Raw genomic sequence first — 20,408 nt, forward strand, 5'->3', positions numbered from 1 at the left:
CCGGTCGGGAGCGCACCCCGTCGGGTCGGTCGGCTATCGCTCCGGCGACCGCGCTGCCGCCTCCTCGGCGACCGCGCCGAGCAGCAGGGCGCGGAGGGCCGCGGCCTTGCCGGTCAACTGCCCGGCCAGGTGTGGTTCCCGCTCCCCCAGGCCCTCCAGCAGGGCGACGGCCTCGTCGATCGCGGCCAGTGCCTCCGTGTGCTCCACGCCGGCGAGCCGGCGGGCCACGGCGAAGGCGTGGAGGGCGTCGACCGGTTCGAGGACGTGCGCGTCGCGATCGACCGCCAGGTGCGCGCGGCCCAGCCGCACGGCCTCCGCCGTGAGCCGGAGGCTCTCCTCGCTGCGGCCCGCCTCCGCGAGCCGCAGCCCCTGCTGCGTGGTGGCCCGGGCGAGGAGGCCCACTCCGGCCTCCGGGTCGTCCGCAGCGAGCCGGCGGCAGATCTCCAGCGCCTCGGTGGTGGCCGCGAGGGCCCGCTCCGGCTGGGCGGGCTCCAGGGCCAGGCAGGCGGCCAGCGTGCCGAGGCAGGTGGCCAGGATGATCTCGTACCCGGCCTCTCCCGCCTCCACGGGGGCCCGGCACAGGGCGACGGCACGTTCGAGGTGGGGCAGGGCCTCCTCGCGGAGTTCCAGGTCGGTCAGCACCGATCCGGCCGCGAACAGCACCACGGGCAGTCCGGGCATCCGGCCCGGGGCGGTTTCGGCGAAGCGGTCGGCGGCGGCCACGGCCTCCCGGACGGTCGAGAGGGCCTCCGTGCGGCGCCCGACCATGAACAGGAGCAGTCCGCGGAAGCGCTGGCCGAAGGCCAGAACCGACTCGTGGGCGGCGGCCTCCTCGGGCGTCATCCGCCGTTCGTGGTCCCGCGCCAGGTCGAGGGCCTCCAGCGCCTGCCGAGGGCTCAGCCGCATCATCAGGAGTTCGGCGAGGCCGGTGAGTCCGGCGGCGACGTGGATCCGCGCGGCGGCCCCGTCGCGGTCGGCGACCCGGCACCGGACGGCGACCGCTTCGCGGGCCGCCGCCTCGGCCTCGTCGTACCGCGCGATCGACCCCAGGAGGTTCACCTGGTGGCTCAGGGTGCCGGCCAGGTCGGCCTCGTACCGCTCCGGCTCGGTCCGTGCCCGGCTCCGCAGCAGCGCGATCGCCTCGGCCACGGTCCCGGCCGCCTCGGCGCGCCTCCTGACGCGGAACGCGAAGGCGGCGAGCAGTCCCAGCTGGCCGACCAGGGCGGCCGTTCCCGCGCCCCCGGGGCCGTCCGCCCGCCTGCGGGCGATCTCCACCGCCAGGCGCAGGGGCGCCAGGCCCTCGTCCGTCCGTCCGAGCGTGTCCAGGCACGTGGCGCGGCTGTTCAGCAGTTCCACGATCACGGGATGGAGGTCGTCGGCCCCGGCCCGGTCGGGGTCGGCGTAGGTCGCGAGGGCCTCGTCGACGAGGTCCATCGCCTCGGACGTCCGGTCGGCGGCCACAAGGCAGATGCGGAGGTTGTGCAGCGCTCGGGCGAGGCTGCCGGCGTTCGCGCGGGGTTCCGAGGCAGCGAGTTCACGGCAGGCCGCCACGACCGCGAAGAGCGACGCGATGGCCTCGTCGGGCCGTCCGGCGGCCGCCTCGCAGTTGGCCCGGGTGAACATGCCCATGGCCAGGTCTGCGGCGAAGACCCCGGGGGTCGCCTCGTCGAGCTCGGCGTAGATGCGGGCGGCCTCCTCGGCCGCCGCCAGGGCCGGCTCGCCGTCGTCGGCGCTGCTGTACTGGTTGGCCAGGGTGTTCAGTGCCATGGCCAGCTCGGGGCGGTGGCCGTCCGGTTCCTGTGCGACGAGTTCCCGGTAGAGCCCGACCGACCGCTCGGCGGTGCGGACGGACTCCGCGACGTGCCCCAGCTCGCCCAGGTCGATGGCCAGCGAGTTGAGTGCCATGGCGAGGAGGTGGCGGAAGCTCTCCGGGCGCTCCCGGAAGAGCCGCTCGCGGATGTCGACGGACCGCCGCACCAGCGCCAGCGCCTTCTCCGGGTTGCCCAGGTCACCGTGGCAGGTGGACAGCGTGCCCAGCACCATGGCCAGCTCGGGCAGGTGGGCGTCGGGGTGCCGGTCGGCCAGTGGCTCGCAGCGTTCCGCCGCCTCCGAGGCCGCCTCGAAGGCCTCGCGGTGGTGGCCGGTGTCGGTGTGGCGGATGGCGAGGTTGTTGAGCTGGGCCACCAGGCCGGCCTCCGCCTCGGGTGCGCCGGCCCGCACCAGCCCGCGCTGGATGCCGACCGCCTCCTGGATCGCCTCCAGGGCCTCCGGGTTCCGTCCGAGCCTGCTCTGTGTGGCGGCGAGGCCGCCGAGACTGGTGACCAGGTTGCCCCGGGCGTCCTCGGGCACGGGTTCGGTGCCGACCACGATGCGGTAGTGGGCGACCGCTTCGAGGGCCGGTGGGAGCGCCTCGGTACGCCGGCCCAGCACGCCGAGGCACACCGACCGGTTGTTCAGGGCGGCGGCCAGATGCACCCTGGCGCTCTGCGGGTGGGTCGCCAGGAGCGGCTGCAACAGGTCGACGGCCTCGTCGGCGGCGGTCAGGGCCTCGGCGGTCCGGCCCGTCCAGAGGAGCCGTTTGGCGAGATGGCGCAGCTCGGCGCCGAGCGCGACGCTGTCCTCGACGGTGCCGGTGCCGGCGGCCCGGCGCAGTGCCACCAGCCGCTCCACCAGGTGGAGCGCCCACGCCGCCAGCGCGTGCGAGGTGCGGGGCAGGTGGTCGGCGAGCTCGGCGAGGGCCGGGATCGACACCTCCTGGTCCTCGGTGCGCCGTGTCAGGGCGTCGACGAGCGGCTGCGGCCGTTCGACCTGGGTGGCGACGTCGATGGTGACCGTCCCGAGAAGGTCCGCGTGGCGGGTGCAGACGTCGACGATCAGGTCGTCGAGCGTGCCGGCCAGCGGCGGGTGCGCGGCCGCCCGCGAGAGCAGGGTGAGCAGCCGGGCCGACTGCGCCGCGCCGACCGGGCCCGCCGGCGGGCGGCGCGTGTCGGCCGGGGCCAGCAGGGTGTGCACGAGTCTGCGGTTCTCCAGCAGGTGCCTGCCGATGAAGCGCTCGGCCAGCCTGTCCGGTTGGACGATCTCCCAGGGATCCCGCTCGGCGGACGGGTAGACGGCCTCGATCCACTCCCGGACGACCAGGAGTTCGTGGTCGTGCAGGCCGGAGAGGACGGGCGTGCGCCGGAGGAGGTCCTCCCGTTCGTGCTCCTGCAGGGGCACGCCGCCGAGCAGCACCACGGTGGCGAGGGCGTCGGCCAGGGAGCGTCGGCGGACGAGGCCGTGCGGCAGGGGGTGCTGCCCCGCGACCTTGGTCCAGTACGCCCGTTCGTGGTCGAGGATGCGGTCCTCGGCGTCCTTCCGGTCATACGGGTCGGTGTCCGGGTCGGTGGCCTCGGCGGGCGTCGGCCCGTCGGCGCGGCCGGGGGCACTGCGGAGCGCGGCGTCGAGGAGGTCCGCCAGGGCCGTCATGTGGAGCGTCAGGACGTTGCCGGACGGCAGGGCCCGGGGCCCGGGGTCGGGCAGGTCCTTCGCGAGCGCGGCCCAGCCGTTCCCGCCCGGTGCGTGCGCCGGGCCGGCCAGCCGTTCGGCGAAGGAGGCCGCGGCCTGCCGGTAGAGCAGCGCGCGGGTCTCGTGGTCGGGTGCGAGGACCGGCAGTTCGTCCGTCGGCGCGCCGCCCAGCACGGCACCGCCGGGCGCGTACCCGGCGTTGTCCCACCACTCGCCCGCGGTGCGGGCGAGCAGGAGCACCTTCAGCGGGACGCCGCCGCGGTGGAGCGTGCCGGCCCGCAGCAGTGCGGCGAGCTCGTCCTGCCGGGTCTCCGCGTAGTCGAGCACCACCAGCAGGGGCTCCGCGGTGTCCCGCAGCCGGGTCAGCTCCGCCGGACCGGCGCCGGGGTCGGGCCAGAGCACCGTCCACCGGCGGTCGGCGGCCTGCAGCACCTCCCCCAGCCGGGCGGCGAGGCGGGTCTTGCCCTGGCCTCCGGGCCCGTGGAGCAGCCGGACGCCGAACCCGGCGGGTTCGCACCACCGCCTGAGCCGGGTGAGGATCTCCTCGCGGCCGGAGAAGGCGACGACCTGCCGGCCGGCCTGGAGCAGGCTGCCCGGTGGGAGCAGGCCCTCGGACGGCGCCGGGGTGTCCCGTGCGTGGAGTTCGTCGAACTCCACCTGGCCCAGGGTCAGCGAGGAGGCGGCGTTGTCCTTCAGGGCTTTCAGGAAGCCGTCGTCGGTGTGCAGGAGGTAGGCCGGCACCACCTCCAGCAGGCCGTGGCCGAAGCCCGGCACCTCCGCCTTGACGACGCCGACGAGGAGCCCGCCGCAGACCACGGCCGCACCCGACAGGCCCGCCCACACCGGCCCGTCGGCCGGCCACTCCCGCATCGAGTGCTCGGTGAGGGCGAGGAGGTGGCGCTTCTCGACGTAGCCGCTGCCCGGGTTGATCGTTCCCGTCAGCTGCATGGCCTCCGAGGGCGGGTGCGGCCGTTCGGCCGTTCCGGCGCGCCGGATCACCCCGGGGATCCCCCAGGTCTCGCACAGCTGGCCGGTCCGCGTGGTGGCCATCCGGCCCCAGGGTTCCGCCGTGCCCGCCGGCTCCCGCCACTCGGCGGCCTCGACGCGCACCAGGGCTGCGTCGTCGCGTCCGTGCGGCGTGCCGCGCCAGACCACCACGGCGTGGTCGTGCCGTCTCCGGCCGGGCCTCAGCACGGTGACCGGCGTCCCCGCCTCGCCGACGACGTGCGCCGAGGTCAGCACCAGGCGCGGCCCGACGACGTATCCGCTGCCTCTGGTGTCCTCGCCCAGGACTCCGACCAGCCGCTCGCGATCCACTGCTCCCCCTCGCGTTCCCGTCCGCCCGCACCGGGACCGCGTACGGCGGTCCGGTCGGTGCTGCGCCCCCGTCAGTCCTCGGCGTCGTCGTCCACGGCCTCGTGCCCGAGGTCGTGGTCGCGGCGGTCGTTGATGCTGAAGGAACCCGGGGCGGGGACGGCGTCGCGGGTGCGCGGGGTGAGCGTGAAGGACACCCGGTGCGTGCTGCCGCGGGACACTCCGGCCTCGGCCTCGCCGGAGACGACCCAGGCCCGGAACTTGCCGCCGGCCTTGGCCTCCGCTCGGAGTTCGATCTCGAACTCCATCTCGACCGGGCCGACGTCGAAGGCCAGTGCCCGGCCCTCGCCCCGCGTGGCCGCCTCCATCAGTTCGTCGCGCACCGCGGCCACCGCGTCGGCCAGACCGATCCTCATACCCACCCCGCCCATCACCGTGACCGGCCCCCCGATCATCCTGGCGGTCAGGCTAGCGGGCGGCCGGACGGATCGCCTGACACTTCGCCAGGTCGGCTCGGTGAGGCCGTCGGTGTCACTCCCGTCCGCGGACGAGTCCGATGATCTCCTCGACGGCGGGCCGGGCGCGTTCGGCGTCGGCGGGGACGAGGCCGATGCGGGTGCGGCGGTGCAGCACGTCGGCGGCGTCGAGGGCGCCCTCGTGGGTGACGGCGTACGCGATCTCGGCGCGGGTGACGTCGATGCCCTCGGCGACGGCGTCGCAGGGCCGGGGCACGTCGGCGGCGAGGACGGCTCCCGCGGCCGCCCCGTGACGCAGGGTCAGCGAGGTGGGGGCGCCGGAGGACGCGGCCGGGCCGGAGTCGCGGTGGGCGGGGGCGCCGACCAGCGGGAGGCGGGCCGTGGTGCACGGCCCGGCGCGCAGGCCCCGGAGGCGGACGGCGGTGTCGACGGCGTCCTCGGCCATCCGCCGGTAGGTGGTGAGTTTGCCGCCGACCACGGTGATCACTCCGGTGGGCGACTCCAGTACGGCGTGCCGGCGCGACAGGTCGGCGGTGGCGCCGCCGCCCCGGTCGATCAGCGGGCGCAGCCCGGCGAAGGCGCCGCGGACGTCGGCCCGGGTGAGCGTGGTGCGCAGCGCGGTGTTGACGGTGTCGAGCAGGAAGGTGATCTCGGTGTCCGTCGGCTGCGGCTCGTCGGGGACCGGCCCGGGCGCGTCCTCGTCGGTGAGGCCGAGGACGACCCGGTCGAGCTGCTGCGGGAGCGCGAAGACGAAGCGGCCGGTGGAGCCGGGTACGGGCACGGTGAGCGCGGCACGCGGGCGGCCGAGGGCCGCGGCGTCGAGCACGAGGTGGGTGCCGCGGCTGGGCCGCAGCCGGACGGCCGGGTCGACCTCGCCGGCCCACACGCCGGTGGCGTTGAGCACGGCGCGGGCGGTGACGGTCAGGCTCTCGCCGGTGAGGGTGTCGGTGAGGCGTGCGGAGGTTCCGGTGACCTGCTCGGCGCGGACCCGGGTGAGCACGGTGGCGCCGTGCTGTGCGGCGGTGCGGGCGACGGCCACCACGAGGCGGGCGTCGTCGACGAGTTGGCCGTCGTGCGCGACGAGGGCGCCGCGCAGGCCGTCGGTGCGGACGGCCGGGGCGAGGCGGACGGCCGCGGGTGCGCCGATCCGCCGCACGCGGGGCAGCAGGGCGGCGGGGGTGCCCGCGGCGAGGCGCAGCGCGTCGCCGGCGAGGAGGCCGGCGTGCACGAGGGCGGCCTGCCGCCGGGGGACGCCGGGCAGCAGCGGTACGAGCTGGGGCAGGGCGCGTACGAGGTGGGGTGCCGTGCGGGTCATCAGGATGCCGCGTTCGGCGGCGCTCTCGCGGGCGACGCCGATCCGTCCGGAGGCGAGGTAGCGGAGGCCGCCGTGGACGAGTTTGGAGCTCCACCGGCTGGTGCCGAAGGCGAGGTCGCGCGATTCGACGAGGACGGTCCGCAGGCCGCGGGCGGCGGCGTCGAGGGCGATGCCGGCGCCGGTGACGCCGCCGCCGACGACGAGCAGGTCGACGGCGGGCCGGTCGCCGAGGGCGCGGAGGGCGGCGGTGCGGCGGCGGGCGTCGAGCACGGTGCTGCCGGTGGGGGTCATGGCGCGAGGTATCCGTTCAGGGCGCGGGCCAGTTCGCGGCGCCAGGCCTGCTCGGGCAGCAGGTGCGCGACCATGCGGTGCGACTGGACGGTGGACTGGGCGATGAGCAGCACCATGGCGGCGAGTTCGGTGGGCTCGCCGGCGCGGACGGAGCCGTGCCGCTGGCCCTGGACGACGGCGGCGCCGATGGCGTCGAGGAGGCCGCGCTGGCTGGTGCCGAGCCGTTCGACGACGTACTCGACGAGGGTGTCGGAGTGCAGGAGTGCGCCGAGGACGGGGTTGTCGCGCAGGCGGACGGCGACCTCGACGACGCCCTCGACGAAGGCCTCGCGGTCGTCGCCGTCCAGGGTGACCTGCTCCTGGGTGCGGCGGATCTCGCGGGTGAGGAGGGCGCCGATGACGGCCCGGACGTCGGGCCAGCGGCGGTAGACGGTGGGCCTGCTGACCCCGGCGCGGCGGGCGATCTCGGCCAGTTGGGTGCGCTGGGGGCCGAGGTGGACGACCAGGTGCGCGGCGGCGTCGAGGATCGCGTCGTCGGTGGTGGGGGTCCGGGCCCCGGCACTCTCGTTACTACTTGACATAATGCGTCATACTGTAACGCATGGCATCCGATACGCAAGCAGGTCAGGACCGCGGCCCGGCCGCCCTGCCGCTCCCCCCGATGAAGTGGGACGCCTGGGGCGACCCGGCCCTCGCCAAGCCCCTGTCCGAGGACGTCAAGGCCCTGCTGGCCGCCGCCCTCGGCGTGTCCGCGGACGCGGCCGACACCCCGCTCGCCCCCGAGGAGGTCGAGCTCCGCCCCTCCGCCCTCCCCGCCGCCGACCTCGCGGCACTCGCCGCCCTCGTCGGCCCCGGCCACGTCAGCGCCGCCGACGCCGACCGGCTGCCCCGCGCCGGCGGCAAGTCCACCCCCGACCTGCTGCGCCGCCGCAGCCGCGGCCCGCAGGACGCCCCCGACGCGGTCGTCCTGCCCGGCAGCGAGGACGAGATCGCCGCCGTCCTCGCACTCTGCGCCGAACGCCGCATCGCCGTCGTGCCGTTCGGCGGCGGCACCAGCGTGGTCGGCGGCGTCGACCCGCTGCGCGGCGGCCTCACCGCCGTCATCTCCCTCGACCTGCGCCGCCTCGACGCCCTGCACGTCCTCGACGAGGTCTCCGGCGAGGCCGTCCTCGGCGCCGGCCTCACCGGCCCCCGCGCCGAGGAACTGCTCGCCGAACGCGGCTGGGAGCTCGGCCACTACCCGCAGAGCTTCCGGTACGCCACCATCGGCGGCTTCGCCGCCACCCGCTCCTCCGGCCAGGACTCCGCCGGGTACGGGCGGTTCGACGAGATGGTCCGCGGGCTCCGCGTCGTCACCCCCGCCGGTGTGCTCGACCTCGGCCGGGCGCCCGCCTCCGCGGCCGGGCCCGACCTGCGCGAGCTCTTCCTCGGCTCGGAGGGCGTGTTCGGCGTGATCACCCGGGTCCGGCTGCGGGTGCACCCGCTGCCCGCGGAGAAGGTCCACGAGGCGTGGAGCTTCCCCGACTTCACGACCGGCGCCGCCGCGCTGCGCGCCGTCGAGCAGCAGGGCACCGGCCCCACCGTCATCCGCCTCTCCGACGAGTCCGAGACCGCCGTCAACCTCGCCATGACCGACCGGATCGGCGGCGACCGGGTCACCGGCGGCTGCCTCGCCGTCACCGTCTTCGAGGGCACGAAGGAACAGACCGCGGCCCGCCACGAACGCACCCACGCCGTGCTGCGCGCCGCCGGCGGCACCCCTCTCGGCGCCGGACCCGCCCGCGCCTGGGAGCACGGCCGCTTCTCGGCGCCGTACCTGCGCGACGCCCTCCTCGACTGCGGCGCCCTCTGCGAGACCCTGGAGACCGCCACCGACTGGGCCGGACTCGACCGGCTCAAGGCCTCCGTCACCGCCGCCCTCCGGGAACACCTGGCCGGCGCCCTGGTGCTCTGCCACATCTCGCACGTCTACCCGACCGGCGCCTCGCTGTACTTCACCGTGCTCGCCGCCCGGCAGGGCGACCCGCTCACCCAGTGGGACGCCGCCAAGCGGGCCGCCGGCGACGCGATCATGGCCGACGGCGGCACCATCAGCCACCACCACGCCGTCGGCGCCGACCACCGCCCGTGGATGGGCCGGGAGATCGGCGACCTCGGCGTCCGCATCCTGCGGGCCGTCAAGGACACCCTCGACCCGGCCGGCATCCTCAACCCCGGCAAGCTGATCCCGTGACCGGCCCGACCACGGCACGGCCGCCGCTCAGCGTCCTGGTGCTGACCAACCCCGCGGCCGGCGGCGGCCACGCGGCGAAGGCCGCCGTCCGTGCCACCGCCCGCCTGCGCGCCCGCGGCGTCGAGGTGGTCAACGCCGCCGGCGCCGACCCCGAGGACGCCGTACGGCTCGCCCGCGAGGCGGCCGGCCGCGGCGTCGACGCCCTCGCGGTCGCCGGCGGCGACGGCATGATCAGCCTCGCCCTGCAGGCCCTCGCCGGCACCGGCGTCCCCCTCGGCGTCGTACCCGCCGGCACCGGCAACGACCACGCCCGCGCGCACGGACTCCCCCTCGGCGACCCGGAGGCCGCGGCGGACGTCGTCGCCGACGGGCACACCGTCACCGTCGACCTCGGACACGCCACCGCCGCCGACGGCACCGCGCGCTGGTTCGGCTCGGTGCTCGCCACCGGCTTCGACTCGCTCGTCAGCGACCGCACCAACCGGCTCACCTGGCCGCGCGGCCGGATGCGCTACAACCTGGCCGTCCTGGTCGAGTTCGCCAACCTGCGGCCGCTGCCGTTCCGGATCGAACTCGCCGACGGGACCGTCGTCGAACACGACCTCACCCTCGCCGCCGTCGGCAACACCCGCAGCTACGGCGGCGGCATGCGGATCTGCCCCGACGCCGACCCGGCGGACGGGCTCCTCGACGTCACCGTGGTACGGGCCATGCCGCGGCACCGGGTGGCCCGGTTCTTCCCGTCGGTGTTCAGCGGCACCCACGTCCGCCACGAGGAGGTGGAGACCCACCGGACGCCCTCGCTGCGCATCGACTCACCCGGCATCACGGCGTACGCCGACGGCGAGTACATCGGCCCGCTGCCCGTCGACGTCCGGGTGGCACCGGGCGCACTGCGGCTCCTGGTGCCGCGCCCGGCCTGACGCGGGCCCGGCCCCGTCCCCGGTCGCCGCGGGGCGGTGCCGGACCTACGGTCGTGTCCGGGGCGGGCTCGCGTTCGGATCGGCACCCAGGAGACCGGCATGCGGCACTACCGATGGGTCCTGGAGACCCAGGACGACCACGGGCACTGGTCCCGCCAGGAGGGTTCGCCGGTTCCGAACCCTCTGGAGTACGACGGGCCGCCCCAGAAGGCGGCCAACCACGTGCGGGACGTCCTCGTGCGCACGCTGTCCCGGCCCGCACCGGGGCCCCGGGCGATCAGGGTGTGCGTCTGGGAGGACGACGCGACCGTCGGCGAGCCCCTGGCCCGGACGGAGTGGTCACGCGGGTGAACCGCTCGGCCCCGGGCGGCTCACCCGGGCGGCCGTCCCGGGCGGGGGATGCGCCGGAGCGCCGTCAGGCCGTCAGGCGGGCGCCAGCCACGTCGCGGCACGGGTACGGGCCACGGCGTCGCGCCGCTCGGCGTCGCCGGAAACGTCGCCGGGCGCGGCGGCCGACGGCAGGAAGCCCGAGCCCCGCACCTCCGGCGCGTCCGCGGGACCGGCCGGCCCCGCGGGGGCTGACGCGGTCTCCGCGCCCTCCGCGAGCAGGGCGCTCGCCGTGCAGGTGTTGGCCGGGTCCGCGGCCCGGACCATCAGCCGGGCGGCCTCGACCGGGTCCGTCGACGGCGGCACGACCAGCAGGTCGAGCCGCCGGGGGGTGTACGAGCACACCATGATCATGTGCTCGTCCTGTTCGACGGTGAACCAGCCGGCATGCACCGAACGCCCGGCGACCGGGATGCGGCGCGGGATGACCGGCCACTGCGCCGGATTCACGGTGATCCGGGTGACCCGGCCCCACCGAGCGTCCAGCTCCGCGGCGAGGGCGGGGATTTCGAGGAGGAGATCACGCGACCGGGGCCACCAGGCGCCGTCGAGGCGGCCGGGCCGGACGCCGTCGGGCGCCAGCGAGAGCCGCATCGGGGCGGCTGCTGCGGCCAGGGGCGAGGTTGCGGGATCGAGAACGGTGGACATGGTCGACGACCTGTCTCCGGGTCCGCCCGAGGGCCGGATCCGGAATTGCCGTGCTCCGGAGACGACGCCAGTGTCCGGTGCCGGCATGCGAGGTGCCTTCGGTAGTGCCCAGGTTACTCCTGGTCGTCACCGGCCGGGCGCCATCGGGCGCAGCGACTTCCCCGGTCGGGCACCATCGGGCGCAGCGACTTCCCCCGGTCGGGCACCATCGGGCGCAGCGACTTCCCCCGGTCGGGCACCATCGGGCGCAGCGACTTCCCCCGGTCGGCCCGGACGGCCGGGAAGGACGCCGTCGCCGACGGGCCTACCGTCACCTGCCCGACGCGGGCCCGGCGGGGTCCCTGCGGGAACCGCCGGCCACCGGGAGACCGTCCCACCGGTCTCAGGACCCGTGTCGCCGCCCGACCCCTCACCGACCCCAGGACCCCGTGTGAAGAAGAGATCCGCCCGCATCGCGACCGCCGCCGCGCTCACGGCCGTCGCGGCGGCCGCGTTCGCGCTGCTGTACCTGCCGGAGGCGCTGCGCCCGGGGTGCTCCGTCCCGGCGGCGAGGGGCCCCGGACACCCGGACACCCTGCGGCTGCTCTCCTCGCACCCGGCGGGCGCCACCCCGCTCGGTGCCGTGGCGTCCTCCTGCGAGGACGGCCGGTTCAGCGACGAGTCGGGGTACGCCGAGGCCTCCGCCGTCTACGCGTACACCGCCGGCGAACGGGAGTTCGCCGCCCACTACGACGCCGAGGCGGCCGGGTCGGGCTGGGTGGCGCACCCATTTGAATCCGCCACGGGCGCCGTCGAGACCTTCGACCGCTGCTGGACCCGGACGGTCGGCGGCAGCCCCGTCACGGTCGAGCTGCGGTACGACCCCACCGCGCGGACGTACGGCCTCACCGCCACGAGCGCGCTGGACGGCAGCGGCATCCGCTGCCCCTGACCGGACCGGCCGTCAGCCGCCCGCCCTGAGCGGGAGTTCGATCTCCGCCCAGACGACCTTGCCCTCCTTCGTCGGGCGGGTGCCCCAGCGGTGGGCGAGTTCGCTGACGAGGTGCATGCCGCGGCCGCCCTCGTCCTGTTCGGCGGAGGAGCGCAGCCTCGGCGAGTGGCCGCCCGCGTCGGCGACCTCGACGGTGAGGGTGCGGTCGTCGCGGTAGAGCCGCAGTCGGCGGGGGGCGTCGGCGTGCAGGAGGGCGTTGGTGACGAGTTCGCTGACCATGAGCTCGGTGAAGTCGGCGTGCACGGCGAGCCCCCACGCCTGCAGGGTGGACCGGGCGAAGCGCCGGGCCTGCGACGCGAGCGGGCCCTCCCCGGTGAGGTGCAGGGTGGCGATCCGCTCGGCGGGCACCGGGAGGGCGCGGGCGAGGATCATCGCGATGTCGTCGTCGGTGCCGTCGGCGACCAGTGTGGCGAGCACCGCGTCGGCGCTCTCCTCCAGCGTGCGGGAGCGCCCCGACAGCGTACGGGCGAGGAGGCCGATGCCCACGTCGAGGTCCTGGCCGCGGCGTTCGACCAGGCCGTCGGTGTAGAGGGCGACCGTCGCCCCGACCGGCAGGGTGAACTCGATGCTCTCGAAGGTCGCGCCGCCGACGCCCAGCGGCAGGCCGGGCGGCAGGTCGACGGGGCTGGACGAGCCGTCCGCGCCGACCCGCACGGGTGGCAGGTGGCCGGCCGAGGCGACCAGGCAGGTGCGGTCGACGGGGTCGTAGACGAGGCAGACGCAGGTCGCGAACTGTCCCTCGCCGATGGCGCTGGCCGTCTCGTCGAGCCGGGTCAGCACCTGCTCGGGCGGCAGGTCGAGGGTGGCGAGGGTGCGGGCGACGGTCCGCAGCTGGCCCATGGTGGCGGCGGCGCGGATGCCGTGGCCCATGACGTCGCCGACGACGAGGGCGACCCGCCCGCAGGAGAGCGGCACCACGTCGAACCAGTCGCCGCCGACCTCGGAGACGAGGCTGCTCGGCAGGTAGCGGTGGGCGATCTCCAGGCCGAGCGTGCGGTGGATCTCCTGCGGCAGGAGGCTGCGCTGCAGGGTGAGGGCGGTCTCGCGCTCGCGGCGGTAGAGCCGGGCGTTGTCGATGGCGAGGGCGGCGCGGGCGACGAGCTCCTCGGCGAGGGCGACGTCCGCGGCGGTGAACGGCTCGGGGTTGCGGGTGCGGACGAACTCCGCCCCGCCGAGCACCATGCCGCGGGCGAGCACCGGCACCATGAGGTAGGAGTGCACGCCGGCCTCGACGCCGGGCGCGACGCGGTCCGAGTTCGGCACCAGGCCGCGCAGCACCTCCTCGTCGACGTGGGAGCGCAGCAGCGGCCGGCCGCTGCGCAGGCACTGCGTGTAGACGCGCTGGGCGTCGTACTCGGTGGTGGCGCCGACGGCGTCGGCGGCGCGCGTCAGCCCGGCCTCGTACGCCTCGCCGACGGCGACGGCCCGGACGAGGACCGGCCGCTCGGGGTGGATCGGGGCGGGCTCCTCGCCGCGGAGCACGGGCTCCAGCAGGTCGACGGTGGCGAAGTCGGCGAACCGCGGGATGACGGCCTCGATCAGCTCCTCGGCGGTGCGCTGCAGGTCGAGGGTGGTGCCGATCCGGGCGGTGGCCTCGGCGAGCAGGGCGAGGCGCTCCTGTGCGCGGGCGGCGCGGGCCTCGGCCTGGAAGCGCTCGGTGACGTCGATGAGGTTGGAGCTCACGCCGAGCACCCGGCCGGTGGAGTCCTCCAGCCGGAAGTACGACGCCGACCAGGCGCGGTCGCGGCGCGGGTCGCCGGGGGTGCGGCCGTGCGAGCGGGCGTCGACCACCGGGCGGCCGGTGGTGAGCACCTGCCGCATGACGGCCTCGATCTCGGCGCTGTTGAGGCCCGGCAGCAGGCTGGAGACGCGGTGGCCGATGTGTTCGTCGACGGTCAGGCCGTTGATCTTCGCGAGGGCGTGGTTGAGGCGGACGAACCGCAGGTCGGTGTCGTAGACGGCCATGCCGATCGGCGACTGGTTGAAGAGGCCGTCCAGCACGGCGAGGTCGGCCTCGACCTGGCGCAGCGTGCGGACGTCGGAGGCGGTGACGAGCAGCAGCGGCTGCCCGCCGGGCCCGGCGATCGGGTAGGTGTGGAACTCCAGCTCGACGCTGCTGCCGTCGCTGTGGCGGACCGCGTGGACCCCGGACCGGCCGGAGCCCGCCATGACCTCCTGGAACAGCTCCTGCACCTTCGCCTGCATGCCCTCGGGGGCGAGCAGCCGGGCGGCGTACGCGCCGACGGCGCGGTCCGCGGGGTGTCCGGTGAGTTCCTCGGCCTCGGCGCTCCAGTGCAGGATGCGGCCGTCGGCCTCCAGCAGCGCGGTGGCGAGCGGTACGAGCCGGTGGCCGCCCAGGCGCGCGGAGGCGGCGCCCGCCTCCACGCGGCCGGCGCCGTCCTCGGCGATCCAGTCGAATCCGTGCATGATCAGGAACTCACCCGCCCGGTACCTTCCCTACGGGAGGCCGGCCAATCCGGTCCCCACCAGACTGCACAAAGCCCGGCCGGTCGGCGACTGCGCGTCGCCGGCCGGGCCGGGCGGGGTGCCGGAGAGCTCAGCACCCGGGTCTCCCCGCGCCGGGGGCCGGGCCTGCCGGACCGGCGAGCGCGGAGTCCAGGAGGCCGGCCCACTGGCGGACGATGCCGGCGCGGCGCGGGCCGTCGTCGGTGAGCAGGTTGGCCAGGCCGAGGCCGCGGGCCATGTCCAGGGTGGCCTGGACGGTCTCGCGGACCCCGGGCACGCCCTCGTCCGCGCCGAGGAACTCCACCGCCGCCCGGTGCGACTCCCGGCCGACGTGGTGCTCCAGCGCGACGATCCGCTCCCGCAGCGCGTCCTCGGTGGCGGCGGCCACCCACAGGTGCAGGGCGGCGCGGAACAGCGGGCCGGTGTACAGCCGGACGATCATGGAGACGACGGCCTCCGTCCGGCCTGGGCCGTCCGGCGGCAGCTGCTCCGCGCTGGCACGCACCGCGGCGAGCCGCTCGTCGGCGACGTGCTCGACGGCCGCCGTGAAGAGGTCCTCGCGGGTCGGGAAGTGGTGCTGGGCCGCGCCCCGCGTCACCCCGGCCCGCTCGGCGACGACCGCGACCGTCGACCCCTGCCAGCCGACCTCCGCCAGGCACTCCACGGCGGCCTCCAGCAGGCGGCGGCGCGTGGCGCGGCTGCGGTCCTGCTGCGGGGTGCGCAGCGTGGCGGCGTGGGCGTTCATGGCGTGGCTCTCCGATGGCGGCGGACGGGACGGGCCGATCCTCTCAGATCGGGCCCACCCCGCTGGACTGCGGGCGGGCCCGCAACTCCCGTCGCAGGATCTTGCCGCTCGCGGACTTCGGAACGGCGTCGAGGAACTCCACCGCCCGCACCTTCTTGTAGGGGGCCACCTGTGCCGCGACGTACGCCTCGACCTGGTCCCCGGTCAGTTCACTGCCCGGCGCGCGCACGACATATGCCTTCGGACGCTCGGTGCCGTCCTCACCGGTCACGCCGACCACCGCGGCGTCGGCGATCTCGGGGTGGGTGAGCAGCAGCGCCTCCAGCTCGGCGGGGGCGACCTGGTAGCCCTTGTACTTGATGAGCTCCTTCACCCGGTCGACGACGAAGAGGTAGCCGGCCTCGTCGACGTAGCCGACGTCTCCGGTGTGCAGCCAGCCGTCCTCGTCGATCATCGCGTCGGTCTCCGACTGCCGGCCGAAGTAGCCCTTCATCACCTGCGGCCCGCGGAAGAGCAGCTCGCCGCGCTGCCCGGCGGGCAGGTCGGTGGCGGGGTCGTCGAGGTCGGCGACGCGCAGCTCGGTGGAGGCGACCATCCGGCCGACCGTGCCGGGCGGCGGCGCCGGGTCGTCCAGCGGCACCACGTGCGTCACCGGGGAGAGTTCGGTCATGCCGTACCCCTGGTGGATGCGGGGCAGGCCGAGACGGCGCGCGGCCGCGTCGGCGAGGTCGGCGTCGAGCGGTGCGGCGGCGCTCAGCACGTACTTCACGGAGGAGAGGTCGAAACGGTCGACGAGCGGGTGCTTGGCCAGGGCGAGCACGATCGGCGGGGCGGCGAAGACGCCCTCGATGCGCTGGTCCTGGATGGTCCGCAGGAACTGCTCCAGGTCGAAGCGGGGCAGCACGACGACGGTCGAGCCGCAGCGCAGCGGATGGTTGAGCAGTGCGGTGAGGCCGTAGATGTGGAAGAAGGGGAGCACGGCGATGATCCGCTCGCCGGGGGCGGTGGCGTGCACCGCGTCGGTCTGCGCCAGGTTGGAGGCGACCGAGCGGTGGGTGAGCATGACGCCCTTGGGCAGGCCGGTCGTGCCGCTGGAGTACGGCAGCACGGCGAGGTCCGTGGCGGGGTCGATCCGCGGGGCGGGCTCGGGCGCCGTCGAGGCGGCGAGCTCCGCGAGGGAGCGGTGGCCGGGAGCCGGGTCGCAGACGAAGATCTCCGCGATCGGGCTGCCGTCCGCGGCGACGGCGGCGGCGGCCGCGGTGGCCACCGGCAGGAACGCGGCGATGGTGATGATCCAGCGGGCCCGGCTGTCGCGGAGCTGCCCGGCGAGCTCGCCCGCGGTGGCGAGCGAGCTGACGGTGGTGACCGTGGCGCCGGTGCGGGTGGCGGCGTAGAAGGCCACCGGGTAGGCGATGGTGTTGGGGCTGTACAGCGCGACGACGTCGCCCTGCCGCACACCGGCCTCGGCCAGCCCGGCGGCGGTGCGGCGGCTCGCGCGGTCGAGCTCGGTGTAGGTGAGCGAGCGGCCGGTGACGCCGTCGACGAGGGCGGGCAGGTCGGCCCGGCCGTCCAGGTCGCCGAGCACGGCGTCGTGGATGGGCAGGTCGAGCGGCTCGATGTCGGGATGGTCGCTGCGGAACACCATGCATGCCTCCGGCGGGTGGGGGGGCTCGTCCTCGGGGGTGGCCGAGGTGCTCGGTGACAGCGTGCCCGGTTTCCGCACCGGGGCCCAGAGGGCGTGCACCGCCGATCCCGTGCACCGCGATCCCGCGCGCCACCGTCCGTGCCCGGCACGGCCGGACATGCCGGACAGGTCGCTCTGCGGCGACCGGGAGCAGCCGTGAGCAGCCGGGAGCGGCGGGTGGTCAGGACGAGCGGGGCGGTGGGCAGGAGCGGCCGGGAGCGGCGGTCAGTACGAGCGGAGCGGCGGGCGGTCAGTACGAGCGGGGCAGGCCCAGGGTGTGCTGGGCGACGTAGTTGAGCACCATCTCCCGGCTCACCGGCGCGACCCGCCCGACCCGGGTGACGGTGAGCAGCGCGGCGAGCCCGTACTCCTGGGTGAGGCCGTTGCCGCCGAGGGTCTGCACCGCCTGGTCGACCGTGCGGCAGGCGGCCTCCCCCGCCGCGTACTTGGCCATGTTGGCGGCCTCGCCGGCCCCCGCGTCGTCACCGGCGTCGTAGAGGTGCGCGGCCTTCTGCATCATCAGCCGGGCCAGCTCGACCTCGACGGCGCACTGCGCGAGCGGGTGCGCGATGCCCTGGTGGGCGCCGATCGGGGTGTCCCAGACGGTGCGGGTGCGGGCGTAGTCGACGGCGGTGTCGAGCGCCCGGCGGGCCGCGCCGATGGAGAACGCCGCCGTCATGATCCGTTCCGGGTTGAGCCCGGCGAAGAGCTGCAGCAGCCCCGCGTCCTCGTCGCCGACCAGGGCGTCGGCGGGCAGCCGGACGTCGTCCAGGAAGACCTGGAACTGCTTCTCGGCGGCGACGATGTCCATCGGGATCGGCCGGTACTCGAAGCCGGGGGTGTCGCGCGGCACCACGAACAGGGCGGGCTTGAGGCGGCCGGTCCGGGCGTCCTCGGTACGGGCCACGAAGAGCACCGCGTCGGCGTGGTCGACCCCCGAGATGAACACCTTGCGGCCGGTCAGCAGCCAGTCGTCGCCGTCGCGGCGGGCGACCGTGGAGATCCGGTGGGAGTTGGAGCCGGCGTCGGGCTCGGTGATGCCGAACGCCATCCGGCGGGTGCCGTCGGCGAGCCCCGGCAGCCAGCGGCGGCGCTGCTCCCCGGTGCCGTAGCGGGCGATCACGGTGCCGCAGATCGCGGGCGACACGACGAGCATCAGCAGCGGGCAGCCGCCCGCGCCGAGCTCCTCCAGCACGATGGCCAGTTCGGTGATCCCGGCGCCGCCGCCGCCGTACTCCGCGGGCAGGTTGACGCCCAGGTAGCCGAGCTTGCCGGCCTCCGCCCACAACTCGTCGGCGTACCGGCCGGCGCGGGCCCTCTCCTGGAACCACGCCGGGCCGAAGCGGGCGGCGAGGGCGGCGACGGCCCGGCGCAGGGCCTGCTGCTCGGGGGTCTCGACGAGGGTGCCTGCGGTGGTGCGCGGTGCGGACATGCGGGTTGTCCTTCCGGGCGGGGAGGGCGGGGGTGGTTCGTGACCGGGACGGCGTGTTCAGGCGGGCTGGACGACGGCGAGGACGGTGCCGGGCTCGACCTGCTGGCCGGGCACGACGCGGAGTTCGGTGAGGAGGCCGTCGGCGGGCGCGGCGACCTGGTGCTCCATCTTCATCGCCTCCAGCCAGAGCAGGGGCTGGCCGGCGGCCACGGTGTCGCCGGCCGCGACGGCCGTGCGGACGACCGTGCCCGGCATGGGGGCGAGCAGGGCTCCCGGGTCGGTGCGCGCGGCCGGGTCGGGGAAGCGGTCGAGGGCGGTCAGGACGGTGGCGCCGGACGGCCCGTCGACGTACACCTGCGCACCGTGCACGGCGACCTCGAAGACCTGCCGCAGGGTGCCGGTCTCCAGCACGACCCGGTCGGGCGCGGCGGTGAGGAGGCGGGTGCCGGGGTGGTCCGCGGCGTCCAGGCCGGTGCGGGTCTGCCGGTAGCGCACCTCGGTCTCCGTGCCGTCGGCGGTGCGGTAGCGCTTGACCTGCGGCTGGGAGGGCAGGTTGCGCCAGCCCGGGGGCAGGGCGGTGCGGCGGCCCGCCGCGTCGGCGAGGGCGGCGGCGAGCGCCGCGAGCGGGGTGTGCTCGCCGTCGGCGGCGGGGTCCGGAGCGAGGTCGGCGGCGTGTTCGGTGAGGAATCCGGTGTGCAGGCGGCCGTCGAGGAAGGCGGGGTGGCGCAGGGCCCGTACGAGGAGGTCGCGGTTGGTGGCGGGGCCGTGCAGGCGGGCGCGGGCGAGGGCGGCGGCGAGGCGCCGGGCGGCGGCCGCCCGGGTGGGTGCCCAGGCGACGGCCTTGGCGAGCATGGCGTCGTAGTGCACGGTGACGGTGGAGCCGTCGGTGACGCCGGAGTCGAGGCGCAGCCCGGTGGGGGCGGCCGGGTCGGCGGCGAACTCGGCCGTCACCCCTGGGAGGTCGATGCGGTGCACGGTGCCGGTCTGCGGCTGCCAGTCGCGGGCCGGGTCCTCGGCGTAGATCCGGGCCTCGACGGCGTGGCCGGTGGTGGCGGGCGGCCCGGGCGGCAGCGGCTCGCCCTCGGCGACGGCGATCTGCAGGGCGACGAGGTCGAGGCCGGTGGTGCACTCGGTGACGGGGTGTTCGACCTGGAGGCGGGTGTTCATCTCCAGGAAGGCGAGCCGGCCGTCGGGGGCGAGCAGGAACTCCGCGGTGCCCGCGCCGGTGTAGCCGATCGCCCGGGCGGCGTCGGCGGCGGCGCGGTGCAGCCGCTCCCGCAGGGCGGCGGGGAGGCCGGGGGCGGGGGCCTCCTCGATCACCTTCTGGTGGCGGCGCTGGAGCGAGCAGTCACGGTCGCCGACGGCCCACACGGTGCCGTGCGTGTCGGCCATCAGCTGCACCTCGACGTGCCGTCCGTCGGGCAGGTACGGCTCGCAGAAGACCTCGTCGGAGCCGAACGCGGCCAGTGCCTCGGCGCGGGCCGCGGCGAGTGCGGCGGGCAGGTCGGCGAGGTCGCGGACGACCCGCATGCCGCGGCCTCCGCCGCCGGCCGCGGCCTTGACGAGCAGCGGCAGGTCGGCCTCGCCGGGCCGGTCGCCGACGGTGAGGACGGGCACCCCGGCGTCGGCCATGAGCCGTTTGGCCGCCGTCTTGGAGCCCATCGCGGCGATCGCGGCGGGCGGCGGACCGATCCAGGCCAGTCCTGCGTCGAGGACGTCCTGCGCGAAGGCGGCGTTCTCGGAGAGGAAGCCGTAGCCGGGGTGGACGGCGTCGGCCCCGGCCGTTCGGGCGGCGGCGACGAGGAGGTCGCGGCGCAGGTAGGTGTCGGCGGGCGCCGCGCCGGGCAGTCGGACCGCGTGGTCGGCCTCCCGGACGTGCGGCGCGTCGGTGTCCGGGTCGGCGTAGACGGCGACGGTCGCGATGCCGAGGCCGCGGCAGGTCCGGAAGATCCGGCGGGCGATCTCGCCGCGGTTGGCGACCAGCACTGAGGTGATCACG

At 76.0% G+C, this 20,408-nt stretch carries 15 protein-coding genes; 4 read left to right on the forward strand and 11 right to left on the reverse strand.

The window, feature by feature from the left end; translation table 11 throughout:
• Positions 1-33: 33 nt before the first annotated feature.
• The 4 genes from OG335_RS02805 to OG335_RS02820 form a co-directional block, all read right to left on the reverse strand.
• Entirely contained in the window at positions 34-4,821 is a 4,788-nt protein-coding gene (locus OG335_RS02805) for a trypsin-like peptidase domain-containing protein (protein ID WP_405009352.1), read from the reverse strand.
• Positions 4,822-4,892: 71 nt separating this feature from the next.
• Entirely contained in the window at positions 4,893-5,234 is a 342-nt protein-coding gene (locus tag OG335_RS02810) for a trypco2 family protein (RefSeq protein ID WP_405009353.1), read from the reverse strand.
• A gap of 115 nt (positions 5,235-5,349) precedes the next feature.
• On the reverse strand, positions 5,350-6,900 hold the full coding sequence (locus OG335_RS02815) for a glycerol-3-phosphate dehydrogenase/oxidase (RefSeq protein WP_405009354.1): 1,551 nt from the start codon (positions 6,898-6,900) through the stop codon (positions 5,350-5,352).
• Positions 6,897-7,481: a TetR/AcrR family transcriptional regulator gene (locus OG335_RS02820; protein WP_405009355.1), complete on the reverse strand. Its 585-nt coding sequence runs from the start codon at positions 7,479-7,481 to the stop codon at positions 6,897-6,899. Before OG335_RS02820 ends, OG335_RS02815 begins: the two co-directional genes overlap by 4 nt.
• A 20-nt stretch (positions 7,482-7,501) precedes the next feature.
• Between OG335_RS02820 and OG335_RS02825 the strand changes: the two genes are divergently transcribed.
• The 3 genes from OG335_RS02825 to OG335_RS02835 all read left to right on the forward strand — a co-directional run bounded on the left by OG335_RS02825 (position 7,502) and on the right by OG335_RS02835 (position 10,407).
• Complete coding sequence (locus OG335_RS02825) at positions 7,502-9,133, forward strand: FAD-binding oxidoreductase (protein ID WP_405009356.1); 1,632 nt, start codon at positions 7,502-7,504, stop codon at positions 9,131-9,133.
• Positions 9,130-10,056, forward strand: a complete 927-nt coding sequence (locus OG335_RS02830) for a diacylglycerol kinase (RefSeq protein ID WP_405009357.1) — start codon at positions 9,130-9,132, stop codon at positions 10,054-10,056. Before OG335_RS02825 ends, OG335_RS02830 begins: the two co-directional genes overlap by 4 nt.
• A gap of 99 nt (positions 10,057-10,155) precedes the next feature.
• The gene (locus OG335_RS02835; protein ID WP_405009358.1) at positions 10,156-10,407 is read left to right on the forward strand and encodes a hypothetical protein; all 252 of its coding nucleotides are present in this window, start codon (positions 10,156-10,158) and stop codon (positions 10,405-10,407) included.
• 72 nt (positions 10,408-10,479) lie between these two features.
• Here OG335_RS02835 and OG335_RS02840 read toward each other — a convergent pair whose 3' ends face one another.
• Both OG335_RS02840 and OG335_RS02845 read right to left on the reverse strand, forming a co-directional pair.
• Positions 10,480-11,091: a DUF5994 family protein gene (locus tag OG335_RS02840; RefSeq protein WP_405009359.1), complete on the reverse strand. Its 612-nt coding sequence runs from the start codon at positions 11,089-11,091 to the stop codon at positions 10,480-10,482.
• A 113-nt stretch (positions 11,092-11,204) separates the two neighbouring features.
• Positions 11,205-11,405 carry a hypothetical protein gene (locus OG335_RS02845; protein WP_405009360.1) on the reverse strand — a complete coding sequence of 67 codons (201 nt, stop codon included), beginning with the start codon at positions 11,403-11,405 and terminating at the stop codon, positions 11,205-11,207.
• A 116-nt stretch (positions 11,406-11,521) separates the two neighbouring features.
• Between OG335_RS02845 and OG335_RS02850 the strand changes: the two genes are divergently transcribed.
• Positions 11,522-12,022 carry a hypothetical protein gene (locus OG335_RS02850; protein WP_405009361.1) on the forward strand — a complete coding sequence of 167 codons (501 nt, stop codon included), beginning with the start codon at positions 11,522-11,524 and terminating at the stop codon, positions 12,020-12,022.
• A gap of 12 nt (positions 12,023-12,034) precedes the next feature.
• Here OG335_RS02850 and OG335_RS02855 read toward each other — a convergent pair whose 3' ends face one another.
• The 5 genes from OG335_RS02855 to OG335_RS02875 all read right to left on the reverse strand — a co-directional run bounded on the left by OG335_RS02855 (position 12,035) and on the right by OG335_RS02875 (position 20,407).
• Entirely contained in the window at positions 12,035-14,509 is a 2,475-nt protein-coding gene (locus OG335_RS02855; protein ID WP_405009362.1) for a SpoIIE family protein phosphatase, read from the reverse strand.
• A 130-nt stretch (positions 14,510-14,639) separates the two neighbouring features.
• Positions 14,640-15,293 (reverse strand): TetR/AcrR family transcriptional regulator, encoded by a 654-nt coding sequence (locus tag OG335_RS02860; RefSeq protein ID WP_405009363.1) that lies wholly within the window; start codon positions 15,291-15,293, stop codon positions 14,640-14,642.
• 43 nt (positions 15,294-15,336) lie between these two features.
• On the reverse strand, positions 15,337-16,935 hold the full coding sequence (locus OG335_RS02865; protein WP_405015292.1) for an AMP-binding protein: 1,599 nt from the start codon (positions 16,933-16,935) through the stop codon (positions 15,337-15,339).
• Between the two features lie 292 nt (positions 16,936-17,227).
• The gene (locus tag OG335_RS02870) at positions 17,228-18,409 is read right to left on the reverse strand and encodes an acyl-CoA dehydrogenase family protein (protein ID WP_405009364.1); all 1,182 of its coding nucleotides are present in this window, start codon (positions 18,407-18,409) and stop codon (positions 17,228-17,230) included.
• A gap of 57 nt (positions 18,410-18,466) precedes the next feature.
• Positions 18,467-20,407 carry a biotin carboxylase N-terminal domain-containing protein gene (locus tag OG335_RS02875; RefSeq protein WP_405009365.1) on the reverse strand — a complete coding sequence of 647 codons (1,941 nt, stop codon included), beginning with the start codon at positions 20,405-20,407 and terminating at the stop codon, positions 18,467-18,469.
• Position 20,408: the final 1 nt, after the last annotated feature.

The sequence above is a fragment of the Kitasatospora sp. NBC_01539 genome, assembly GCF_045040525.1.
GTDB lineage: Bacteria > Actinomycetota > Actinomycetes > Streptomycetales > Streptomycetaceae > Kitasatospora.